This is a genomic window from Salinibacterium sp. NG22, assembly GCF_015864925.1.
Classification (GTDB): domain Bacteria; phylum Actinomycetota; class Actinomycetes; order Actinomycetales; family Microbacteriaceae; genus Rhodoglobus.
Genome location: NZ_JADYWG010000001.1, coordinates 670,451 through 688,961 on the forward strand (window position 1 = coordinate 670,451; position 18,511 = coordinate 688,961).

Sequence of the window (18,511 nt, forward strand, 5' to 3'; positions counted from 1 at the left end):
CCCGCTCAAATTGCAGGCAACTTCTCACGCTTGGACCCCCCCATGCAATGCCCACCCGCAACTCCCGCTTCGCCCCTTGGCCAATGCAAGAGGCTTCTAACCCTCGCGCAACCCCGCCCGCGCGACCACACACTCCGCGTGCCGCAGGATGGGCCCGTCGACCATGCGACCCTCGAAGCTGAAGACTCCGGGCTGCGATTCCGCGGCGGCGAGAAGTGCTCGTGCTGACGCGATTTGCTCGACCGTGGGCGCATAACTTTCGCGCACAATAGCGACCTGAGAGGGATGAATGCAGGCCGTTGCCGTGAACCCGAGAGCCGCGGCATCCCGAGCCTCAGCACCGAGACCGTCCAGGTCTGCGATGTCGAGATGCACCGCATCAATCACAGCCTTCGAATAGGCTCCGGCCGCCAACAAGACCGACGAGCGCGCATGCAACGCGACGCCACGGTAGGGGCCGGAATCCTCGCGCGACGACGAACCGCCGAGCGACGCCACCAGATCTTCGGCGCCCCACATGAGGGCAACCACGCAATCCAGCGCCGCCAAACTTGTCGCCGCCAGCACACCGCGCGCCGTCTCGCACAGGGCGATCACGTCGAGGTCAGTGAGCGCATCGAAGTCGGCAACCGACTCCGACTTCGAGAGCATCACCGTGCGGTACTCCGTCTGCTCCAACGCCTCCAGGTCACTATCGTGATCCTCGGTGCCCGCCGGGTTCAGGCGCACGATCGTGCGGGCCGGATCCATCGGGTTAGCAATCAAAGCAGCGCGGGCCGCAGCCTTGTCGACACTGGCTACGGCATCCTCAAGGTCAATGATGATGGCATCCGCGCGCTCAAGCGCCTTGGTATAACGGTCGGGGCGATCGCCCGGCACAAACAGAATCGACGGCCCTAATGTAAAGCTCACGGTGCGCCCTCCTCAGTCCAGACCATCACCGAACGGGTCGCGACAGCCACCACAACACCGTCCTGGTTCTTGGCCGTGTGACGCAACGAAATAATTCCCTGGCCGGGGCGCGACTTCGAGAGCCGCTTCTCCAGCACCTCACTCTCGGAATACATCGTGTCGCCGTGATACAGCGGATGCGGAAAGTTGACCTCCGTGAAGCCCAAGTTCGCCACAATCGTGCCCTGCGTCAGTTGAGCAACGGATGCCCCCACCATCGTCGAGAGCGTGAACATCGAGTTCACCAGACGCTGTCCGAACGGCTGCTGCTCCGACCACGCGGCATCCAAATGCAGCGACTGGGTGTTCATCGTCATCGTCGTGAAGAGAACATTGTCGGCCTCGGTGACGGTGCGGCCGGGCGCGTGCAGATAGACCGCGCCCTCCTCGAACTCGTCGAACCAGAGGCCGCGCTGCTGAATACGTTTGCCGGTCATAGGGTCGCGAACCCCAGCTCACGAGCAATGACCATCATCTGCACCTCAGTGGTGCCCTCACCGAGCTCCAGCACCTTCGAGTCACGGTAGTGGCGGGCGACAGGGTTCTCGTTCATGAAGCCATAGCCACCAAAGATTTGGGTGGCATCCCGAGCGTTATCCATGGCCGCCTCGCTGCTGATCATTTTCGCCATGCTCGCCTCCATTTTGAAAGGAACTCCAGCAACCAGTTTGCGGGCTGCATCGTAGGTTGCCAAGCGTGCCGAGTGAACTCGGGCCTGCATCCGCGCAATCTTGAACGCAATGTGCTGGTTCGAACCAATCGAACGACCGAAGACGTGGCGCTCGTTGGCGTACCGAATCGACTCCTCCAAGCAGCCTTGAGCCGCACCCGTGCAGAGAGCCGAGAACGCGACGCGGCCCTCATCCAGAGCCTCAATGAAGTTCGCGAAGCCACGGCCGCGCTCCCCCATCAGGTTCTCTTCGGGAACCCGCACGTTGTCGAACGACAGCGGGTGCGTGTCGGAGGTGTGCCAACCGACCTTGTCGTACGGCGGGTGCACCGTGAAGCCGGGCGTACCGTTCGGAACGAGGATGGCGCTCAGCTCAGGGCGCCCATTCTCGCGACGACCAGTTACCGCCGTCACCGTCACAACCTTCGTGATCTCGCTGCCCGAGTTAGTGATGAACTGCTTCGTGCCATTGATGACCCATTCGCCATCGACGAGCTCGGCAGTGGTCTTAGTTCCCGCAGCATCGGAGCCGGCATCCGCTTCAGTCAGACCGAAACCAGCGAGAGCTTCACCGCGCGCGAGCATCGGAACCCACTGCTGCTTCTGCTCTTCGCTCCCGTGCTTGAAGATCGGCATCGCGCCAAGACCGATGCCGGCCTCGAGCGTCACCGCGATCGACTGGTCAACGCGAGCAAGTTGCTCAATCGCGAGGCACAGCGAAACGTAGTCTTTGCCCTGCCCGCCGAATTCCTTGGGGAACGGCAAACCGAAGAGACCCATCTCACCCATCTGGGCGATGATGCCGTAAGGCAGTTCACGCTTCGTGTCGTACTCATACGCTGCCGGAGCAACAACCTTGTCAGCGAAATCGCGCACGTCAGCGCTCAACTTCAACTGCTCATCGGTGAGGCCGAGGTGGGTGATTTCGCCGCGGGTAGCGTCGTGACTCATGAGGTTTCTCCTTCAGTGCTCGCTTGTGGCGATTCGATTCGGGCAACGATCTGATCGCGTGTGACCAGATCGCCAGGCTTCAAACTGATGTCGACAACCCCATCAAGGGTCGCGACAACGGGGTGTTCCATCTTCATGGCTTCAATCGTGAGCACCGTCTGACCGGCAGTCACAGAATCTCCGTTCGCCACTGCCACGGCCACGACGGTGCCGGGCATGGGCGAACGCAACTCGGGATCGACCACGCCAGCGACTCTCGCGAGCGTCGCGCGATGGGCCGCGAGCGACTCGGCGCGAGACTGCGCAGTGAGAGCCCAGGAAGTGCCCTCCTGCCCAACCCACACCGTGGCGTCGACTGTTTCTATCGCCAGGCGGATGCTCTGGGTGCCCCACTCGACACCGGTGCTCGTCAAGCGCGCCGGGCTGGTGGTGCCGTCGATCGTGACCTCCGCTGCGCTGGGCGGGCCGGCAACCAGAACCTCGTGCACCTGCCCCGCACTCGCGAGACGGTAGCGGGCCGGGCGATGCTGGCCCACACGCCAACCGCTGGGCTGCTGCCAGGGTGAGCCCGGCATCCAGCGTTCCGAATGGATGCTCAGAGCCGCAGCTGCGAGCACCGCCGGGGTTGGCGCGGCGAACTCGATCTCGGTAAGAGCTCGTTCGATGAGGCCCGTGTCTAGTGCGCCGGCTTGTACGTCGTCGCGAGCGACGAGGGCTCGGAGAAATTCAATGTTCGTCGTGACGCCGAGGATGACGGTGTCGGCGAGAGCACGGTCGAGGGTCTGGAGCGCTTCGGCGCGGGTGGCACCGTGAGCGATGACTTTGGCGAGCATCGGGTCATAGTTGGCCGAGACCGTGCCGCCTTGGATGAGTGAGCTGTCGACGCGCACGCTGGATGTGGCTGTGCTGGCTGTGGCTGTGCCTGTTGTGCCGGCGCTGAGCGCACTTCCGTCGGCGGCTTCGTGCAGGTGCACGATCTGACCGGCGGAGGGCAAGAAGTCGTTGGCCGGATCTTCGGAGTAGATGCGTGCCTCAACCGCGTGACCGGTGAGCGTTGGCGCCTCCACCGTGAGTTGCTCGCCGGCAGCGATTCGCACTTGCCACTCCACGAGGTCGATGCCGGTGACCATTTCGGTGACGGGATGCTCCACCTGCAGGCGCGTGTTCATCTCCATGAAGAAGAACTCGTCTGGCGCATTGTCGGAGACGAGGAACTCGACCGTTCCGGCGCCGACGTAGCTCACGCTGCGCGCGACCTCACAGGCCGCTTCGCCGATGCGCTGCCGCGTTGCTTCATCGAGCAACGGTGACGGCGCTTCTTCGATGATCTTCTGGTGGCGACGCTGCAGCGAACATTCGCGCTCCCCCAAGTGGATGATCGTGCCGTGGCTATCGGCCAGAACCTGCACCTCAATGTGGCGAGGCTTCTCCACAAGGCGCTCGAGGAAGAGCGTGTCATCTCCGAACGCGGCGCTAGCCACGCGACGAGCGGAGTCGAGTGCACCAGCAACGGCGTCGGGCTCGCGCACGATCGTCATGCCCTTGCCACCACCACCAGCCGATGGCTTGATCAGCAGCGGGAATCCGACCTCGGTAGCAGCAGCGACCAGATCATCGTTCGTCATGCCCGGCTCAGCGATGCCGGGGATCACGGCAACGCCACGCTCCGTCACGTGCTTCTTCGACGCGATCTTGTCGCCCATGATCTCGAGCGCCTCGACGCCGGGGCCGATGAACGTGATTCCGGCTGCCGCGCAGGCTTCAGCCAAAGACGCATTTTCGGAGAGGAAGCCATAGCCCGGGTGCACCGCATCGGCCTGCATGCCGTCTACGGCATGAGCGGCAGCAACGATCGATTCGACCGAGAGGTAGCTGTCGATCAGCACCGCGGCATCCGCCACTTGAACGTGCTTCGCGTCACGATCGTGCTCCGTGTAGACCGCGATCGAGCGGATGCCCATCGAGTGCAGGGTGCGCGTGATGCGACAGGAAATTTCGCCACGATTGGCGACCAGAACGGCAGAGAACATGGCAATCACATCCGGAAGAGGCCGAAGCCCGGCTCAGGCAGCGGGGTGGCCGCGGCGATATCGAGGGCCATGCCGAGCACGTCTCTGGTGTCTTTGGGGTCAATGATTCCGTCATCCCAGAGGCGGGCTGTCGAATAGTAGGGGCTGCCCTGGCGTTCGTATTGCTCGCGGATGGGCTTCTCGAACTCGGCCTTGTCGTCGTCGGTGAAGGCCTCCTCGCCGAGCTGATCGCGGCGCACCGTGGAGAGCACCGCAGCAGCCTGCGGGCCGCCCATGACCGAGATGCGGGCGTTGGGCCACATCCACAAGAAGCGCGGAGAGTACGAGCGGCCGCACATCGAGTAGTTGCCGGCACCGAATGAGCCGCCGATCACGACCGTGAACTTGGGAACGCGCGTTGTCGCCACCGCGGTCACCATCTTGGCGCCGTTCTTTGCGATGCCGCCGGCCTCATATTCCTTGCCGACCATGAAGCCGGAAATGTTCTGCAGGAACAGCAGCGGGATGCCGCGCTGATCGCACAGTTCGATGAAGTGCGCGCCCTTGAGCGCCGACTCGCTGAACAGCACCCCGGCGTTGGCGACGATGCCGATCGGATGCCCGTGCAGCGTTGCGAACCCGGTGATGAGGGTCGTGCCGTATTCCTTCTTGAACTCGTGGAACTCGCTGCCATCCACGAGACGCGCAATCACTTCGCGCACTTCGTAGGGGCTTTGCACGTCGGTCGGCACAACGCCGTACAGCTCGTCGGGGTTCACGGCGGGAGGCCGCGAGGCAACAACATCCCACGCCGGAGCGGCAGGCTTCGGGATGGTCTTGATGATGTCCCGCACAATTTCGAGCGCGTGGCGGTCGTCGTCGGCGAGGTGGTCGGTGACGCCGGAGGTGCGCGCGTGCACGTCTCCCCCACCGAGCTCTTCGGCCGTGACGATCTCGCCGATGGCAGCCTTCACGAGCGGCGGACCACCCAAGAAGATCGTGCCCTGATTGCGCACGATGATCGTTTCGTCGCTCATCGCGGGAACGTAAGCGCCACCCGCAGTGCAGGAGCCCATGACCGAGGCGATCTGCGGGATGCCGGCCGCTGAGAGTCGAGCTTGGTTGTAGAAGATGCGCCCGAAATGGTCGCGGTCGGGGAAGACCTCGTCCTGCATCGGGAGAAACGCGCCGCCCGAGTCAACGAGGTACACGCACGGCAACTTGTTCTCGAGCGCAATCTCTTGCGCCCGCAAATGCTTCTTGACCGTGAGGGGAAAGTAGGTGCCGCCCTTGACCGTCGCATCGTTCGAGATCACGAGCACAGGGCGAGAGTGGATGAGGCCGATACCGGCAATAACGCCAGCGCCGGGAGCCTGGTCGTCGTAGATTCCATTCGCGGCGAGCGGGGCGATCTCGATGAAGGGACTGCCCTCATCGAGCAGTTCGTCGACTCGGTCGCGAGGCAGCAGCTTGCCGCGGGAGACGTGGCGTTCGCGGGATTTCTCCGAGCCACCGAGGGCCGTCGTCGCGAGTCGTTCGCGCAATTGCTCGACAAGGCCGCGCATTGACTCTTCGTTAGCCGCAAACGTCGGGTGGGACGGTTGAGCGGCCGAGGAAATCTTCTCCATCGAACACCTTCGTTCAGCGCAGCTTGTGGCCACTTGGGTTAGTCATTACTAACTGAATTTAGGTTAGCGAGCATTAACCGAACTGTCTAGACTCAGAACATGAACGAGACGCCAACTCCGCGCAGCCAAGCGAAGGCCGACCGACGCGAGGCCCTCCTCGACGCCGCCGCCAGCCTCTTCGCCGAGCGCGGCTTCACGCGCGTCTCGCTCGAAGAACTCGGCTCCGCCGCCGGCGTGAGCGGCCCCGCTGTGTACCGCCACTTCGACGGCAAACAAGACGTGCTCGCCGCGATTTTGGTCGATGCCAGCTCCAACCTGTGCCGCGGAGCCCAGAACGTGATCGAGCACGCCGCCACACCGCGAGCCGCGCTCGAAAGCCTTGTTCAGTTTCATGTGGAGTTTGCGCTCGGCAATGCCGACGTCATCCGGGTTCAAGATCGCGACCTCGACAGCCTGACCGCCAGCGACCAACACGAGGTGCGCGCCCTGCAGCGCAGTTACGTTGAACTGTGGGTTGGCGTGCTCTCTCAGCTGCATCCGGATGCCGCGACCACCGAGCTGCGCACCCGCGCCCACGCCACTTTCGGGCTCATCAACTCCACTCCCCACAGCGGGCGTGCCGGCGCCACCAGTGCCGTGCTCGAGCGGATGGCGTTGGCCGCCCTCGACGCCTAACCGCCCGCTCGCCGCCTAGCCGCCCTCGACGCCCGGCCAGCCGCCGGCATCCCGCGGCCGAACTCAGCGCCGCGCATAGCCGCCTCATTGGGTTACATCAGCACTTCCCCACGGGGCGTGCAGTGCCAGCACAGTGCCTTGATAGACCCGGCCCGCAGTGTTGGTTTCGTACACCGGAGATTCCGGAAATGACGAAAAGGATCAACCATGAAGAAGACACTGATTGCAGGAGCGGCCGGAGTAGTTTTGGCCTCGTGCGTCGGACTTGCAGTGGCCCTGCCCGCTCAGGCCGAGACTCTCACGACCGCCACCTCCAGCTCAAGCGCCTCTGAATCGGGCACTTCCGCCACCGGCGACCGTGCTGCCCGCGGTCACAGCCAGGGTGGCGCCCGAATTGATGCTGCAACTCTCGCCACCGCACTCGGACTCACCGAAACTGAAGTCTCTGACGCCGTGACTGCCGTGCGGGACGCAACCGAACCATCCGAAACAACCCTCGATAAAGACGCGACCGCCGATGAAAAGATGGCCGCCAAGGATGCCCGCCAGGCCGCGTTCGTGACGGCTCTCGCTGCCGAACTCAACGTTGACGAAGACGCGGTAACCACCGCACTTGCTGACATTCGAACTGACCGCGAAGCCGCCAGGGAAGCTTCTGGCGACGAACGCGTCGGCGGCGGTGACGGTAACGGCGAAGGCACCCCGGGCGCCCGCGCAGGCCACGGCGATCGCGGCGACGTCGCAGACCGACCCAACCGTGATGATGACGCTGACGCGGTCGAAGAAGCACCCACCGACGACTAACCACCACCCAGCACCTCCCCCGAGGACGAAGGGCCTGCGACTGATCGGTCGCAGGCCCTTCTTTGTCTTCAAAGCAGACTCTCTGGCGGCTCCTTGCAAGCTCTCAGCTATTTCATGAGGCCGGGATAGCAACTCCCCGTATTCCTTAGACCATGCAAAAGAAACCTCTGCGAAAACGGCACATCGTCATCGGCTCCGTGCTGGTGCTCGTGCTCGGTCTGGGCAGCACCGCTGCGTGGGCTCTCGATCGATTTGTCATCGAGCACGTCGAGATTTCTGACGTCGCGCAGTACGAAGCCGACAACAGCACCACCACGAGCGCCGAGCCCACGACCGCGACGTCCACGGAACCCGTTCTCACCGAGACGAGCTATACCTCCGGCGACGCCAACGTCACAATCTCCACGGTCGTCTCTGGCAGCGGTGCCGACACCGTCACCTACTACGTCGCGGATGTCGAACTGACGGAGGCCACTGCCCTGCGGTCGGCATTTGCTCAGAACAGCTTCGGTGAGAACATCATCGACCTCACCTCGTCCATCGCGGCTGAGCACGATGCGATCTTCGCCATCAACGGCGACTACTACGGCTTTCGAGACACTGGCATCGTCATCCGCAACGGTGTCACCTACCGCGACGAACCGGCCCGCGATGGGCTCGCGTTCTATCTCGACGGCAGCGTCGAGGTCTATGACGAAACCACTACCTCTGCCGACGAGCTGATCGCCGACGGCGTCTGGAACACGCTCTCCTTCGGGCCCGCAATCGTCGAAGACGGCGATGTCGTTGCCGGTATCGAGAACGTCGAGATCGACACCAACTTCGGCAATCACTCCATCCAGGGCGAACAGCCCCGCACTGCGGTCGGCGTGATCGACGACAACCATCTCGTCTTCGTTGTCGTCGATGGTCGCGACCCCGGCTACAGCGCCGGTGTGACCCTGCCCGACCTCGCCGTCATCATGCAAGATCTCGGTGCCACTACCGCCTACAACCTCGATGGCGGCGGCTCTTCGACCATGTACTTCAACGGCACCGTCATCAACCATCCGTCCAATGGCGGAGAACGCGAAACCTCAGACATCCTCTACGTGGGAGCCGCATCATGATCATCCTCATCCCCTCCTTTGAACCGGATGACCGCCTCCTGCAGCTCGTGTGCGATCTGCGCGCGACTGCCCCTCTGCTCCGCGTCGTCGTCGTGGATGACGGCAGCGGCCCGGCCTATGCCGACCTGTTCGCTGCCGTGCAGCACGCCGGCGCCGACGTGATCGGCTACGACGACAACCGCGGCAAAGGGCACGCCCTCAAATTCGGCTTCCGCTCTATCCGCAAAAATCACCCCGGTGAGGCCGTCGTCTGCGCAGACAGCGACGGCCAACACAAAGTGGGAGACATCCTGCGCGTGGTTGCCCAACTGCGGGCGTCCGACGGCGCGATGGTTCTCGGCGGTCGCGCCTTTGCGGGCGACGTTCCCACCCGCAGCCGCTTCGGCAACGCCGTCTCACGCGCAGCTTTCAAGTTCGCCACCGGCGTTGCCGTGCGCGACACTCAGACCGGGCTGCGCGGCTACCCCGCCACAATGCTCGACTGGCTACTCGGAGTGAAGGGCGAACGGTTCGAGTACGAACTGAACGCGTTGCTCGGGTCGCGCTCGGCGGGCATCCGGATTGAAGAAATCGAGATTGAGACGGTCTACTTGCAGCACAATGCCTCCTCGCACTTTCGACCGATCGTTGATTCGGTGAAAGTCTTCGCGCCACTGCTGCGCTACATTTCCTCTTCTCTGGCGGCCTTCCTGATCGACGCGATCGGCCTCTTCATCCTCTTTGCCCTCACCCAGTCGCTGCTCGTGTCGGTGGTCGGCGCCCGGCTCGTGAGCGCCTCCGTGAACTTCCTCATCAACCGCCACCTAGTGTTCAACGCCAGCAATCGCGAACATGTGGCGCGGGATGCCCTGCGCTACGTCATTCTCGCGCTCGCGCTCGTCGCCTCCAGCTACGTGTGGCTCTCGGTACTCGTCGACTGGGGCGTTCCGCTCGTCATCGCCAAGGTCTTCTCTGACGTCACGCTCTACATCATCAGCTTCCAGGTGCAGCGACGCTTCGTTTTCAAGTCAGGGGCAGCACCCGGATCATCGGTGCAGTCGGAGACTGACGCAGCGCTCGGTGCTGATCGACCAGCCCTGCGTACCGCGGCTAGGAGCCACGGTACTAGCGTGTAACTATGAGTGACGCTCCCAAGAAAACAGCACAAGTGCGCACCGTCGTGGTCGCCTTCGTTGCCAACCTTCTCGTAGCAATTGCAAAATCGATCGCAGCATTGATCACCGGTTCGGCTTCGATGCTCGCCGAATCCGCACACTCGTGGGCCGACGCCGGCAATGAGATCTTTCTCCTCATTGCCGAACGCCGCTCGGTTAAACCTGCCGATGCGAGCCATCCACTCGGATTCGGACGTGAGGCCTACGTCTGGTCACTCTTCGCGGCCGTCGGCTTGTTCACCGCGGGTGCTGTCGTCTCGGTGCAGCACGGAATCTCCGAACTCATCGACCCAGAACCCGCCAGTGACTTCGGCATCGCCTACCTCGTGCTCGGGATCGCCGCCGTGCTCGAAGGCGTCTCCTTCGTGCAGTCAATGGTCCAAGCCAAAAAAGGAGCCGCACGCTTCGGCCGCCGCACCCTCGAATATGCCCTCAACAGTTCCAACACCACCCTTCGTGCGGTGCTGGCCGAAGATGCTGCCGCCCTGATCGGCCTCACCATCGCCTTCTTCGGCATCCTGCTGCACCAGCTCACCGGCAATTCAGTGTGGGATGCCGTTGGTTCGCTTGCGATCGGCCTCCTTCTCGGTGTGGTGGCGGTCGTTCTCATCAACCGCAATCGTCGGTTCCTCGTCGGTCAAACGCCGGGCGATGCTGCGCGCGCTGTAGCGGGGCGGGCTCTCGCCGAGCATCCCGAAATCAGTCGGGTCACCTACCTGCACCTCGAGTTCGTAGGCCCGTCACAACTGTTCGTCGTGGCAGCCATCGACCTAGAGGGCAACCACCGCGAAGAAGAAGTCGCACGTCAACTGCGTGAGCTCGAACGCTCGATCGAGGGCAACGATCTGATCAAGAAGGCCGTGCTGACGCTGTCTGTCAGCGACGAGCCGTCGATCAGCTTCGACTAGCTACGAAGCGCTACGAATCGCTAGGACGAGGCGCGGTCTGAAGACAGGCCGCCCAAACGCCGCAAGACGGCGTTCAAGAGCGTGCCCGCGGCATCCGGAATCACATGGTGGTTGAGGTAAATACCCTCAAGCCACGGCAAGACCTCTTCAGCGGCAAGCCCGATGACGTTCCAGTCAATACCGGGCACAGCTTTAGAGCGCGGCTCGCCCGTGCGCGGATCGGTCCACGCTTGAGCAATCGGTCGGTCGGGCTCTGACTCCCCTGCGCCCCAGAGCAGCGCAATCGGATGATTCTCGCCCTCGATGTGGTCGTGCGTCACGGTGCCGGCACCGAGCCACGGGAGCGTCAAGAGCTCTCCCTCGACCTCGATCTCGAGCAGATCGAGCTGCACCGGCTCTTCGACCTCGCAAATGTAGAGATCGAGCCCGGCATCGTGCCACGCCGCGGCCTGGGTGATGTCGTCGAGCAGCTTCGGCAGCAGCGCGTGAAAGGCGCTGGCAAGCTGCGTTGCCCACTGCAGGAGCACGCGGGTGTCGTTAGCCGACCACGGGCTCGAGCCGCGATGCTCACCCGCCGGAGTGTGGAAATGGTGATTGCTGCCCGCACTCGTTGTTTCGAAGTGCAGTTGCCCATCGGCATACTCGACGTAGAGATCGCTCACCTGAGCTTCGTCATCCCAATCGCCGAAGAGCTCGGGAGCTTTCAGAGCAGGCGGGAGGTCGAGCGCCGGTGAGCGCTGCGTTCCGAGGTTGAGCACTGCCCGCAGACGCGTGTTGGGCATGCGCAGGCTGAGATCGGTCATTCGGTGGTCGTTGCTTCCGCCGGAGCATCCGCGCTCGATGCCGTTGCCTCTTCGGGCTTGGCGGCGATTCCCATGATGGAAATGATGACGATCATGATCGCACCGCCCACGAGGGCAATGTCGGCGATGTTGCCGATGAAGTAGCCGTTGTAGTTGATGAAGTCGACGACGTGACCGCGCGCAAAACCGGGGTCACGGAACAGGCGGTCACCGAGGTGAGTGATGGCACCGCCGAGGAGCATGCCGAGCGCGATGGCCCAGGCGCGGGACTGAACTGTCCACGCGTACCACGTGATCGCGACCACGGCGAGCGCCGCAATAATCGTGAGCACCCAGGTGTATTCCTCGGCAAGCGAGAAGGCAGCGCCGGGGTTGTAGACGAGCTGGAACGACAACAGATCACCAATGATCGGGATGTTGATGCCGCCACCGAGATTGGTTTCAGCCCACCACTTGCTCAGCTGGTCTGCCGCGATCACAAAAGCGGCGAGCGCGAAAACACCAACCAACAAACGACGCGGAGCGCGTGAAGAAGGGGTGGCCGCAGCAGGGTCGAGATTCTCGGTCATAAGACCATTCTTACCTGTTGCGGCCACCGCTGCTTTCACACCATCGTCAAAACGGTGCCGGGGTCGTTCAGAATCGAACCAACATCGGTCAAGAAACGGGCGCCTTGCTCGCCGTCAACAAGGCGATGATCGAACGACAAACTCAACGTCATGACGTCGCGGAGGGCGATTTCGCCGTGGTGCTCCCACGGCATTCTGCGAACAGCACCCATCGCCAGAATCGCGGCTTCTCCCGGGTTCAGGATGGGGGTGCCTGCGTCGATGCCGAAGACGCCCACGTTGGTGATCGAAATAGTTCCACCATTGAGCGATGCCGGAGTTGCTTTGCTCGCTCGCGCATTGCGCGCCAAGTCGCCGATCGCGTCAGTGAGCTCGGCGAGGCTCATGGCATCAGCATCCTTGAGGTTCGGCACCATCAGGCCCCGGGGCGTCGCGACGGCGATACCGAGGTTGATGTACCCGAACTCAACAATCTCGTTCGCCTCGACATCCCACCGCGAATTGAGCGACGGATGACGCGCCACACCGATGCACAGCGCCTTCGCAACGACGGAGAGAACGGATGCTGCGGTGCCTCTCGCCTTCAGCTTCGCTACCAGCTCCAGCGTGCGCGTGACATCGATCGTCAGGAATTCGGTGACATGGGGCGCCGTGAACGCACTCGCCACCATCGCGGCCGCGGTTGCCTTGCGCACCGACTTGATCGGCGTGCGGGTCTCGCGCGGACGAGTGCCCGCGACGGCTCTCGCCGCCTGCGGTGCGGATGCTCCTGCCGCAGTGTCGTCGCCAGTCTGCGTGTCGTCGCCCGGCTGCGTATCAGCGGGCGACTGTTCTGCCGCGCTCAGCACATCGTCGCGCGTGATGATGCCCTCGGGGCCCGTGCCGGTCAGTTGCGTCAGGTCGACGCCGCGATCAGCCGCGAGCTTGCGCACCGGCGGAGTCGTCTTGGTGCGGGCATCGGAGGATGTCACGGCAGGCTCGGGCGCAGTCTGTGGCGCGGTCTCGGATTCAGGCACTGGCGCGGGCTCTGCCGCAGCCACAGCCGAAGGGGCTTCCACTGCCGCTGCGGATGCCGCCCGCGCGGCGCGAGGCTTGCGCGTAGGGCGCTTGCCGCTCTCGACGGCGGGACCATACCCGACGAGCACGGCGTTGCGCTCAGGGGCAGCCTCAGCGACCGGCGCCTGTTCTGCGCTATCCGCTTTCGCGCTCTCTGCGCCAGCGCCAGTTGCAGCGTCAGCGTCCGCAGAGGCACCACCGACAGCCGGAGTGCCAGCAGCGTCAGGGGCGGCGTTTGGGCCACCATCCAACTCGAACGTGACGATACGCGTGCCCACTTGCACGGTCGAACCGGGTTCAGCGTGCAGGGCCGAAATCTTGCCGGCGACTGGCGAAGGCAGGGAGACAATCGCCTTGGCGGTCTCCACCTCAGCAATGGGCTGGTTGAGCGTCACAAGGTCGCCGACAGCAACATGCCATTCGACAATCTCAGACTCCGTGAGGCCCTCACCCAAATCGGGCAGAGCAAACTCTTTGACAGCCATTACGCGCTCCAACCGGTGAGTGAATTCACGCGACCCAGCGCACGGTCAACACCGTCAAGGATGCGGTCAAGGTCAGGCAAGAAGTGGTCCTCCAACTTCGCGGCCGGGTACGGCACATCGAAGCCCGTGATGCGCACAGGAGCTGCCTCCAAGTAGTAGAAACAGCGATCTGTGAGTGTTGCAGCGATCTCGGCACCGAGGCCGCCCGATTCCGAAGCTTCGTGGGTAATCACGAGCCGCCCCGTCTTGCGCACGCTCGCCTCAACAGTGTCGAAGTCGACCGGAGAGAGCGAGCGAAGATCAACCACCTCGATAGAGACGCCGTCATCGGCGGCAGCAACTGCGGCATCCAGAGCGGTGGCGACGAGCGGGCCGTAGGTGACGAGGGTGACGTCGGTGCCCTCGGTCACGACGCGGGCTTTGCCCATGGGCAGAGCGGTGGCGTCTTCGTCAACCTCACCCTTGGTCCAGTAGCGACGTTTGGGCTCAAAGAACAGAACCGGGTCGTCGCTCGCGATTGCTTCGCGCAGCATGCTGTGGGCATCCTGCGGCGTCGAACAGGTGACGACGCGCAGTCCAGCGGTGTGCGCGAAGTACGCCTCCGGTGACTCAGAGTGGTGCTCGACAGCGCCGATACCTCCGCCATAGGGCACACGAATCGTCAGCGGCATCCGCACCTTGCCGGCGGTGCGGTAGTGCAGCTTGGCGACCTGGGCAACGATCTGGTCGAAGCCCGGGTAAATGAAGCCGTCGAACTGGATCTCGCAGACCGGGCGGTAGCCACGGAAAGCAAGGCCGACCGCCATACCGATAATTCCGGCTTCGGCGAGAGGGGTGTCGATCACGCGGTCTTTGCCGAAGTCGCGCTGCAGCCCGTCGGTCACGCGAAAAACGCCACCGAGAGTACCGATGTCTTCACCAAGCAAGACAACTTTGTCGTCGTCGCTGAGCGCACGCCGCAACCCAGAGCCGAGAGCTTTCGCAAGAGTTAGTTCGGTCATTTCTCAAACCCCTCAAGGTAGGCCTTGTACTGGCTCTTTTGACGCGCCAGCCCCGAGTGCTCGGTTGCATAGACGTTGTCGAACACACTGAGCGGTTCGGGATTCTCGAGCGCCAAGCATCCGGCGCGGAATTCGGCCGCCACTGCATCTGCTCGACCCTGAATGGATGCCGCCAGTTCGTCGGTCAGCACCCCTTCGCTGCGCAAAAAGGCTTCCACGCGCGCAATGGGATCTTTCGCTTCCCATTCCTTGGCAACAACCGGGTCGACATAGCGGCTCGGATCATCGGAGGTCGTGTGCGGCCCGCGACGATACGTCACGGCTTCGATAAACGTGGGTCCGCCGCCATTGCGCGCCCGGTCAAGGGCACTGCGTGTCGCAGCCATGACGGCCAACACGTCGTTGCCATCGACCCGGATGCTCGGAATCCCGAACCCCGGAGCCCGATCGGCAATCGGCCGCTGAGCTTGAAGCCCCACGGGCTCAGAGATTGCCCACTGGTTGTTTTGGCAGAAGAAAATCACGGGAGCGTTGAAGGAGGCCGCGAACACCATCGCTTCGCTCACGTCCCCCTCGCTCGTCGCGCCATCGCCAAAGTAGGCGACCGAGACGCTGTCGACGCCGTCAAACGTGCACCCGACCGCATAGCCGGTGGCGTGCAGCGTCTGGGCCCCGATGATGACGGCAGGCGTTGCCATACCGACTTCGAAAGGATCCCAACCCGAGGCTGCTGTGCCGCGCCAGACCCGCACTAGGTCAGGCAGCTGCACTCCGCGGCAATACGCCACCGCATTCTCGCGATAGCTGGAGAAGACAAAGTCGTCGGGGCGCAGAGTGCGGGCAGAGCCGACTTGAGCGGCTTCCTGCCCGAGGAGCGGTGGCCAGAGGCCAAGTTCGCCCTGACGCTGCAGAGCGGTTGCTTCCGTATCGATACGGCGCACGATGATGAGGTCTTCATAGAGACTTGCGAGCTGATCACCGGTGACGTCTGACACCCAAGGGTCATAGAGTTCGTCGCTTAACCGTTTTCCGTCTGGGTCAAGAAGTTGCACAAACTCAGGAGTTTGCTTCTTCGCTCCAGGAATCTGGGCTTTCACGGGCACGGTGGTACTCATCGTTTCTCCGATCCGCCAGCGCGCCTGCTGATGTGCTGCGCTCTAGCGATCCTCACAACCGCGATTGGTAAATCGCCGGTTGATCCGAGCCTCGTCGCTCGGAGTTAATCTGACGGTACCTACCCCGTGGGCGGGGCACAAGGTTCCACGCCAAAGTTGCCCCAGATTGTGAGGATGACCGGCATACTGTCAGCGCAGGAGTCGCCACCGTTGGCGTCGCTCAGTGTCGAAGGAGTCACGGATGCCGCAGTCCCCCGAATTGGACGCGATCGTTGTCGGCGGAGGCCTCGCCGGATTGGTCGCTGCGGCTGGGCATCAAAGACTCTCTCGAGCTCGCTACGCAGGACTGCTTCGGCACTGCCAGTTTTGATCGAGACGATGACGAGTGACTGCGCCGCTGGGCGGAGGCCTACCTTCAGTTTGCTGCCGGCGAGAAACGCGAGTGGCTCCGCGAGCGCGGGAGCTCGCCTCATCAACGGCGACCGCATGTGGCGCTACGTGGAGGGCATCCAGAACTGGGATCCGGTGTGGCCGAAGCTTGGCATCCGCATCCTCCCCGGCCCGTCGAGCGTGTGGCTTGATGCGACCGGCCATCGCCTGCCCACTCCCCTGTTCCCGGGCTTCGACACTCTCGGAACGCTCGAACACATTGTCGCGACCGGCAGCCCCGGTCGAAGCCTTCAAGGAGCACGGCGCCGACTTCATCGTCGCCGACACCCTCGACGAACTTCTTGACGGCATGCAACAACTCACCCCCGACATCGCAATCGATGCGAAACACGTGCGCCGCGAGATCGAAGCTCGGGATCGCGAACTCACCAATGAGTTCACCAAGGATTCCCAAATCACTGCGCTGCGTCAGGCGCGCCACTATCTCGGAGACGAACTGATTCGGGTGGCCAAGCCGCACCGCATCCTCGATGCGAAAGCGGGACCGCTGATTGGGGTCAAGCTCAACATTCTTACCCGCAAGAGTTTGGGCGGCATCCAGACTGATCTCTCGGCACGAGCGCTCGAGGGCACGTTTCTGGGCGGTTGCCTTTTCAGCGGGCGTGCCGCCGGTCGAAGCGTGGCGGGGCGGAGTGTCGCCACCGAGTAAGTGTCAGATTTGGCTCTCGCCGCCGTTAGAATCGCAGGGTGAACGACGCATCGACTCCCCTTCCTCCTGCCGGCTGGTATCGCGATCCCGCCGGAGGAGCCGCACCCCGTTGGTGGAGCGGAACCGCCTGGGCTGCCGCCAACACGGTGCCCGAAGAGGCGACCCCGTTGCCGACTCCTGCTCCTGCAGCAGCAGCAGCAGCAGCTACATCCTCTGCGCAATCGGGCGCTGTCCCTGCCGCGACGCCACCAGCAGCAGCGACCAAATCGGTGCCTCCGATTACGCCCGTTTCTCCTGCCGCAACGACGCCGGCTGCAGCAACGGTTGGTGCCCCACCAGTCGTGAACCCGGCCGCCAACTACACCTATGCAGCCCCCAGCGACATCAGCGATACCGGAACGAACACCTGGCAAATGTGGGTATTCGTGTTCTTGCCGCTGATTTCACTTCCCGGCCTGTTCGCCATCGACCTTGACGCCCTTGTCCCGCGCCCGACCGACACTCCGACCGACGCCCAGCTGCGCCTGCTCGTTGATCCCGGCTACCTGTGGATGATGATCTCCGGTTGGCTCATGTTCTTGGTCAACATTCCCTTGGCGATCTTCGACCGACGCGAACTCGATCATCGCGGCATCGACCGCCCCTTCCACTGGGCGTTCATCTTCCTCGGTTGGCTGATCTACGTCATCGGCCGTTGTGTTGTGGTCAAGAATCGCACCGGTCAAGGACTCGCGCCGATGTGGGCAGCGTTCGGCGTCTTGGCCATCATGTTTGCGACAACGGTCGTGTTCATGGGCATGTTGTTCAGCCGGGCAGTAGAAACTCTCTAGCGCGCGACTGACCAGGCGCGGCGCTTCACGAGAATGTGACCGCGCTTAGTCGATAGTCGCGTCCACGCTCCAGATTCATAGACGGATGCCGCCTCATCATCGGCGAGAAAACCCAAGCTAACGGCTGCGAACCCGGCACCGGCGGGCAGATAGTCGGGCTCGTCTAGCGGACGCCCCCAGACTTCTGTGCGCACTTTGTGCACGATCGCTTCGCCGGTTCCAGTGGGAATGGCGGCGGCGACTTCTTCGATGCCTGCCCGTGCTGCCTCTTCAAGCACAGCACTCGGCACAGAATCGATCGCAACCCAACCCCCACGCGGCGGCGTGATGGCAGCCCACGTGACGGTGTTGACGCTCATCGGCAAGTTGACAGCGACAGGCTCAGAAAAGCTAGCGGCAGAAGCCTCGACGGCGCTCTCAATGCGGCCAAGCAGGGAGCGAACCGGAACGACGGCATCGAAATCATCCGTTGATGACAGAGCGAAGGTGCGCAATCCAAGCACAGTGGGGCTCTGGTCAAGGAGCCCGGCAGGGTGAAGAACGGAAACATAGACGGCGAGAACGCCGGCGCCACCGATGAGTCGCACAGAGCCCTCATCGACTCGGGCGGCACGGCCCAAGAAAACCTGCAGATCTCCCAGCGCCAGGGAATCCACCAAAGTAAACGATCCAGTCATAGGCCTCTAAACTACAG

The 18,511-nt window shown here is 63.1% G+C and carries 17 protein-coding genes and 1 pseudogene; 7 read left to right on the forward strand and 11 right to left on the reverse strand.

Annotated features, from left to right (window positions below; genetic code table 11):
• Positions 1 to 96: 96 nt before the first annotated feature.
• From I6E81_RS03240 to I6E81_RS03260, 5 genes are read right to left on the reverse strand one after another with little or no spacing between them, the layout of a single operon-like run.
• A complete protein-coding gene (locus tag I6E81_RS03240) occupies positions 97 to 912 on the reverse strand; it encodes a CoA ester lyase (protein ID WP_197105963.1) in 816 nt (271 codons plus the stop codon).
• The gene (locus I6E81_RS03245; protein WP_100388689.1) at positions 909 to 1,388 is read right to left on the reverse strand and encodes a MaoC family dehydratase; all 480 of its coding nucleotides are present in this window, start codon (positions 1,386 to 1,388) and stop codon (positions 909 to 911) included. The genes I6E81_RS03240 and I6E81_RS03245 overlap by 4 nt, the downstream gene beginning before the upstream one ends.
• Positions 1,385 to 2,572, reverse strand: a complete 1,188-nt coding sequence (locus tag I6E81_RS03250; RefSeq protein ID WP_197105964.1) for an acyl-CoA dehydrogenase family protein — start codon at positions 2,570 to 2,572, stop codon at positions 1,385 to 1,387. The genes I6E81_RS03245 and I6E81_RS03250 overlap by 4 nt, the downstream gene beginning before the upstream one ends.
• Positions 2,569 to 4,602 carry a biotin carboxylase N-terminal domain-containing protein gene (locus I6E81_RS03255; RefSeq protein ID WP_231603850.1) on the reverse strand — a complete coding sequence of 678 codons (2,034 nt, stop codon included), beginning with the start codon at positions 4,600 to 4,602 and terminating at the stop codon, positions 2,569 to 2,571. Before I6E81_RS03255 ends, I6E81_RS03250 begins: the two co-directional genes overlap by 4 nt.
• A 5-nt stretch (positions 4,603 to 4,607) precedes the next feature.
• On the reverse strand, positions 4,608 to 6,209 hold the full coding sequence (locus I6E81_RS03260; protein WP_197105965.1) for a carboxyl transferase domain-containing protein: 1,602 nt from the start codon (positions 6,207 to 6,209) through the stop codon (positions 4,608 to 4,610).
• Positions 6,210 to 6,308: 99 nt separating this feature from the next.
• On the opposite strand from I6E81_RS03260, the gene I6E81_RS03265 reads away from it, so the two are divergent.
• From I6E81_RS03265 to I6E81_RS03285, 5 genes are all read left to right on the forward strand, one after another.
• Positions 6,309 to 6,884 (forward strand): TetR/AcrR family transcriptional regulator, encoded by a 576-nt coding sequence (locus I6E81_RS03265; RefSeq protein WP_197105966.1) that lies wholly within the window; start codon positions 6,309 to 6,311, stop codon positions 6,882 to 6,884.
• Positions 6,885 to 7,091: 207 nt separating this feature from the next.
• Positions 7,092 to 7,688 (forward strand): hypothetical protein, encoded by a 597-nt coding sequence (locus I6E81_RS03270; protein WP_197105967.1) that lies wholly within the window; start codon positions 7,092 to 7,094, stop codon positions 7,686 to 7,688.
• 152 nt (positions 7,689 to 7,840) lie between these two features.
• Positions 7,841 to 8,797, forward strand: coding sequence for a phosphodiester glycosidase family protein (locus I6E81_RS03275; RefSeq protein WP_197105968.1), 957 nt, complete (start codon positions 7,841 to 7,843; stop codon positions 8,795 to 8,797).
• A complete protein-coding gene (locus I6E81_RS03280; RefSeq protein WP_197105969.1) occupies positions 8,794 to 9,912 on the forward strand; it encodes a bifunctional glycosyltransferase family 2/GtrA family protein in 1,119 nt (372 codons plus the stop codon). The genes I6E81_RS03275 and I6E81_RS03280 overlap by 4 nt, the downstream gene beginning before the upstream one ends.
• Before the next feature lie 2 nt (positions 9,913 to 9,914).
• Positions 9,915 to 10,859 carry a cation diffusion facilitator family transporter gene (locus I6E81_RS03285; RefSeq protein ID WP_197105970.1) on the forward strand — a complete coding sequence of 315 codons (945 nt, stop codon included), beginning with the start codon at positions 9,915 to 9,917 and terminating at the stop codon, positions 10,857 to 10,859.
• 20 nt (positions 10,860 to 10,879) lie between these two features.
• On the opposite strand, the gene I6E81_RS03290 is transcribed toward I6E81_RS03285, so the two are convergent.
• Genes I6E81_RS03290 through pdhA form a run of 5 tightly spaced genes read right to left on the reverse strand, consistent with a single transcriptional unit; the run spans position 10,880 to position 15,888 of the window.
• A complete protein-coding gene (locus tag I6E81_RS03290) occupies positions 10,880 to 11,662 on the reverse strand; it encodes a hypothetical protein (protein WP_197105971.1) in 783 nt (260 codons plus the stop codon).
• A complete protein-coding gene (locus tag I6E81_RS03295) occupies positions 11,659 to 12,231 on the reverse strand; it encodes a signal peptidase II (RefSeq protein WP_197105972.1) in 573 nt (190 codons plus the stop codon). Before I6E81_RS03295 ends, I6E81_RS03290 begins: the two co-directional genes overlap by 4 nt.
• A gap of 35 nt (positions 12,232 to 12,266) precedes the next feature.
• Positions 12,267 to 13,772 (reverse strand): dihydrolipoamide acetyltransferase family protein, encoded by a 1,506-nt coding sequence (locus I6E81_RS03300; RefSeq protein WP_197105973.1) that lies wholly within the window; start codon positions 13,770 to 13,772, stop codon positions 12,267 to 12,269.
• Positions 13,772 to 14,773, reverse strand: a complete 1,002-nt coding sequence (locus I6E81_RS03305; RefSeq protein WP_197105974.1) for an alpha-ketoacid dehydrogenase subunit beta — start codon at positions 14,771 to 14,773, stop codon at positions 13,772 to 13,774. The genes I6E81_RS03300 and I6E81_RS03305 overlap by 1 nt, the downstream gene beginning before the upstream one ends.
• Complete coding sequence (gene pdhA / locus I6E81_RS03310) at positions 14,770 to 15,888, reverse strand: pyruvate dehydrogenase (acetyl-transferring) E1 component subunit alpha (protein WP_197105975.1); 1,119 nt, start codon at positions 15,886 to 15,888, stop codon at positions 14,770 to 14,772. The genes I6E81_RS03305 and pdhA overlap by 4 nt, the downstream gene beginning before the upstream one ends.
• Before the next feature lie 287 nt (positions 15,889 to 16,175).
• Between pdhA and I6E81_RS03315 the strand changes: the two are divergent.
• Positions 16,176 to 16,987 (forward strand): annotated as a pseudogene (locus I6E81_RS03315) (FAD-binding protein); the annotation flags it as partial.
• A 38-nt stretch (positions 16,988 to 17,025) separates the two neighbouring features.
• On the forward strand, positions 17,026 to 17,817 hold the full coding sequence (locus I6E81_RS03320; protein WP_197105976.1) for a DUF2510 domain-containing protein: 792 nt from the start codon (positions 17,026 to 17,028) through the stop codon (positions 17,815 to 17,817).
• On the opposite strand, the gene I6E81_RS03325 is transcribed toward I6E81_RS03320, so the two are convergent.
• Positions 17,814 to 18,494, reverse strand: coding sequence for a hypothetical protein (locus I6E81_RS03325; protein ID WP_197105977.1), 681 nt, complete (start codon positions 18,492 to 18,494; stop codon positions 17,814 to 17,816). The two genes, I6E81_RS03320 and I6E81_RS03325, sit on opposite strands and share 4 nt — an antisense overlap.
• Between the last annotated feature and the right edge of the window lie 17 nt (positions 18,495 to 18,511).

What these genes read in the sequence shown, in the direction of transcription:
- I6E81_RS03305 (WP_197105974.1), bottom strand. Translation starts at nt 14,773, where the DNA reads ATGACCGAACTAACTCTTGCGAAAGCTCTCGGCTCTGGGTTGCGGCGT.
- I6E81_RS03325 (WP_197105977.1), bottom strand. Translation starts at nt 18,494, where the DNA reads ATGACTGGATCGTTTACTTTGGTGGATTCCCTGGCGCTGGGAGATCTG.
- I6E81_RS03275 (WP_197105968.1), top strand. Translation starts at nt 7,841, where the DNA reads ATGCAAAAGAAACCTCTGCGAAAACGGCACATCGTCATCGGCTCCGTG.
- I6E81_RS03280 (WP_197105969.1), top strand. Translation starts at nt 8,794, where the DNA reads ATGATCATCCTCATCCCCTCCTTTGAACCGGATGACCGCCTCCTGCAG.
- I6E81_RS03265 (WP_197105966.1), top strand. Translation starts at nt 6,309, where the DNA reads ATGAACGAGACGCCAACTCCGCGCAGCCAAGCGAAGGCCGACCGACGC.
- I6E81_RS03260 (WP_197105965.1), bottom strand. Translation starts at nt 6,209, where the DNA reads ATGGAGAAGATTTCCTCGGCCGCTCAACCGTCCCACCCGACGTTTGCG.
- I6E81_RS03290 (WP_197105971.1), bottom strand. Translation starts at nt 11,662, where the DNA reads ATGACCGATCTCAGCCTGCGCATGCCCAACACGCGTCTGCGGGCAGTG.
- I6E81_RS03250 (WP_197105964.1), bottom strand. Translation starts at nt 2,572, where the DNA reads ATGAGTCACGACGCTACCCGCGGCGAAATCACCCACCTCGGCCTCACC.
- I6E81_RS03245 (WP_100388689.1), bottom strand. Translation starts at nt 1,388, where the DNA reads ATGACCGGCAAACGTATTCAGCAGCGCGGCCTCTGGTTCGACGAGTTC.
- I6E81_RS03255 (WP_231603850.1), bottom strand. Translation starts at nt 4,602, where the DNA reads ATGTTCTCTGCCGTTCTGGTCGCCAATCGTGGCGAAATTTCCTGTCGC.
- I6E81_RS03270 (WP_197105967.1), top strand. Translation starts at nt 7,092, where the DNA reads ATGAAGAAGACACTGATTGCAGGAGCGGCCGGAGTAGTTTTGGCCTCG.
- I6E81_RS03300 (WP_197105973.1), bottom strand. Translation starts at nt 13,772, where the DNA reads ATGGCTGTCAAAGAGTTTGCTCTGCCCGATTTGGGTGAGGGCCTCACG.
- I6E81_RS03285 (WP_197105970.1), top strand. Translation starts at nt 9,915, where the DNA reads ATGAGTGACGCTCCCAAGAAAACAGCACAAGTGCGCACCGTCGTGGTC.
- I6E81_RS03295 (WP_197105972.1), bottom strand. Translation starts at nt 12,231, where the DNA reads ATGACCGAGAATCTCGACCCTGCTGCGGCCACCCCTTCTTCACGCGCT.
- pdhA (WP_197105975.1), bottom strand. Translation starts at nt 15,888, where the DNA reads ATGAGTACCACCGTGCCCGTGAAAGCCCAGATTCCTGGAGCGAAGAAG.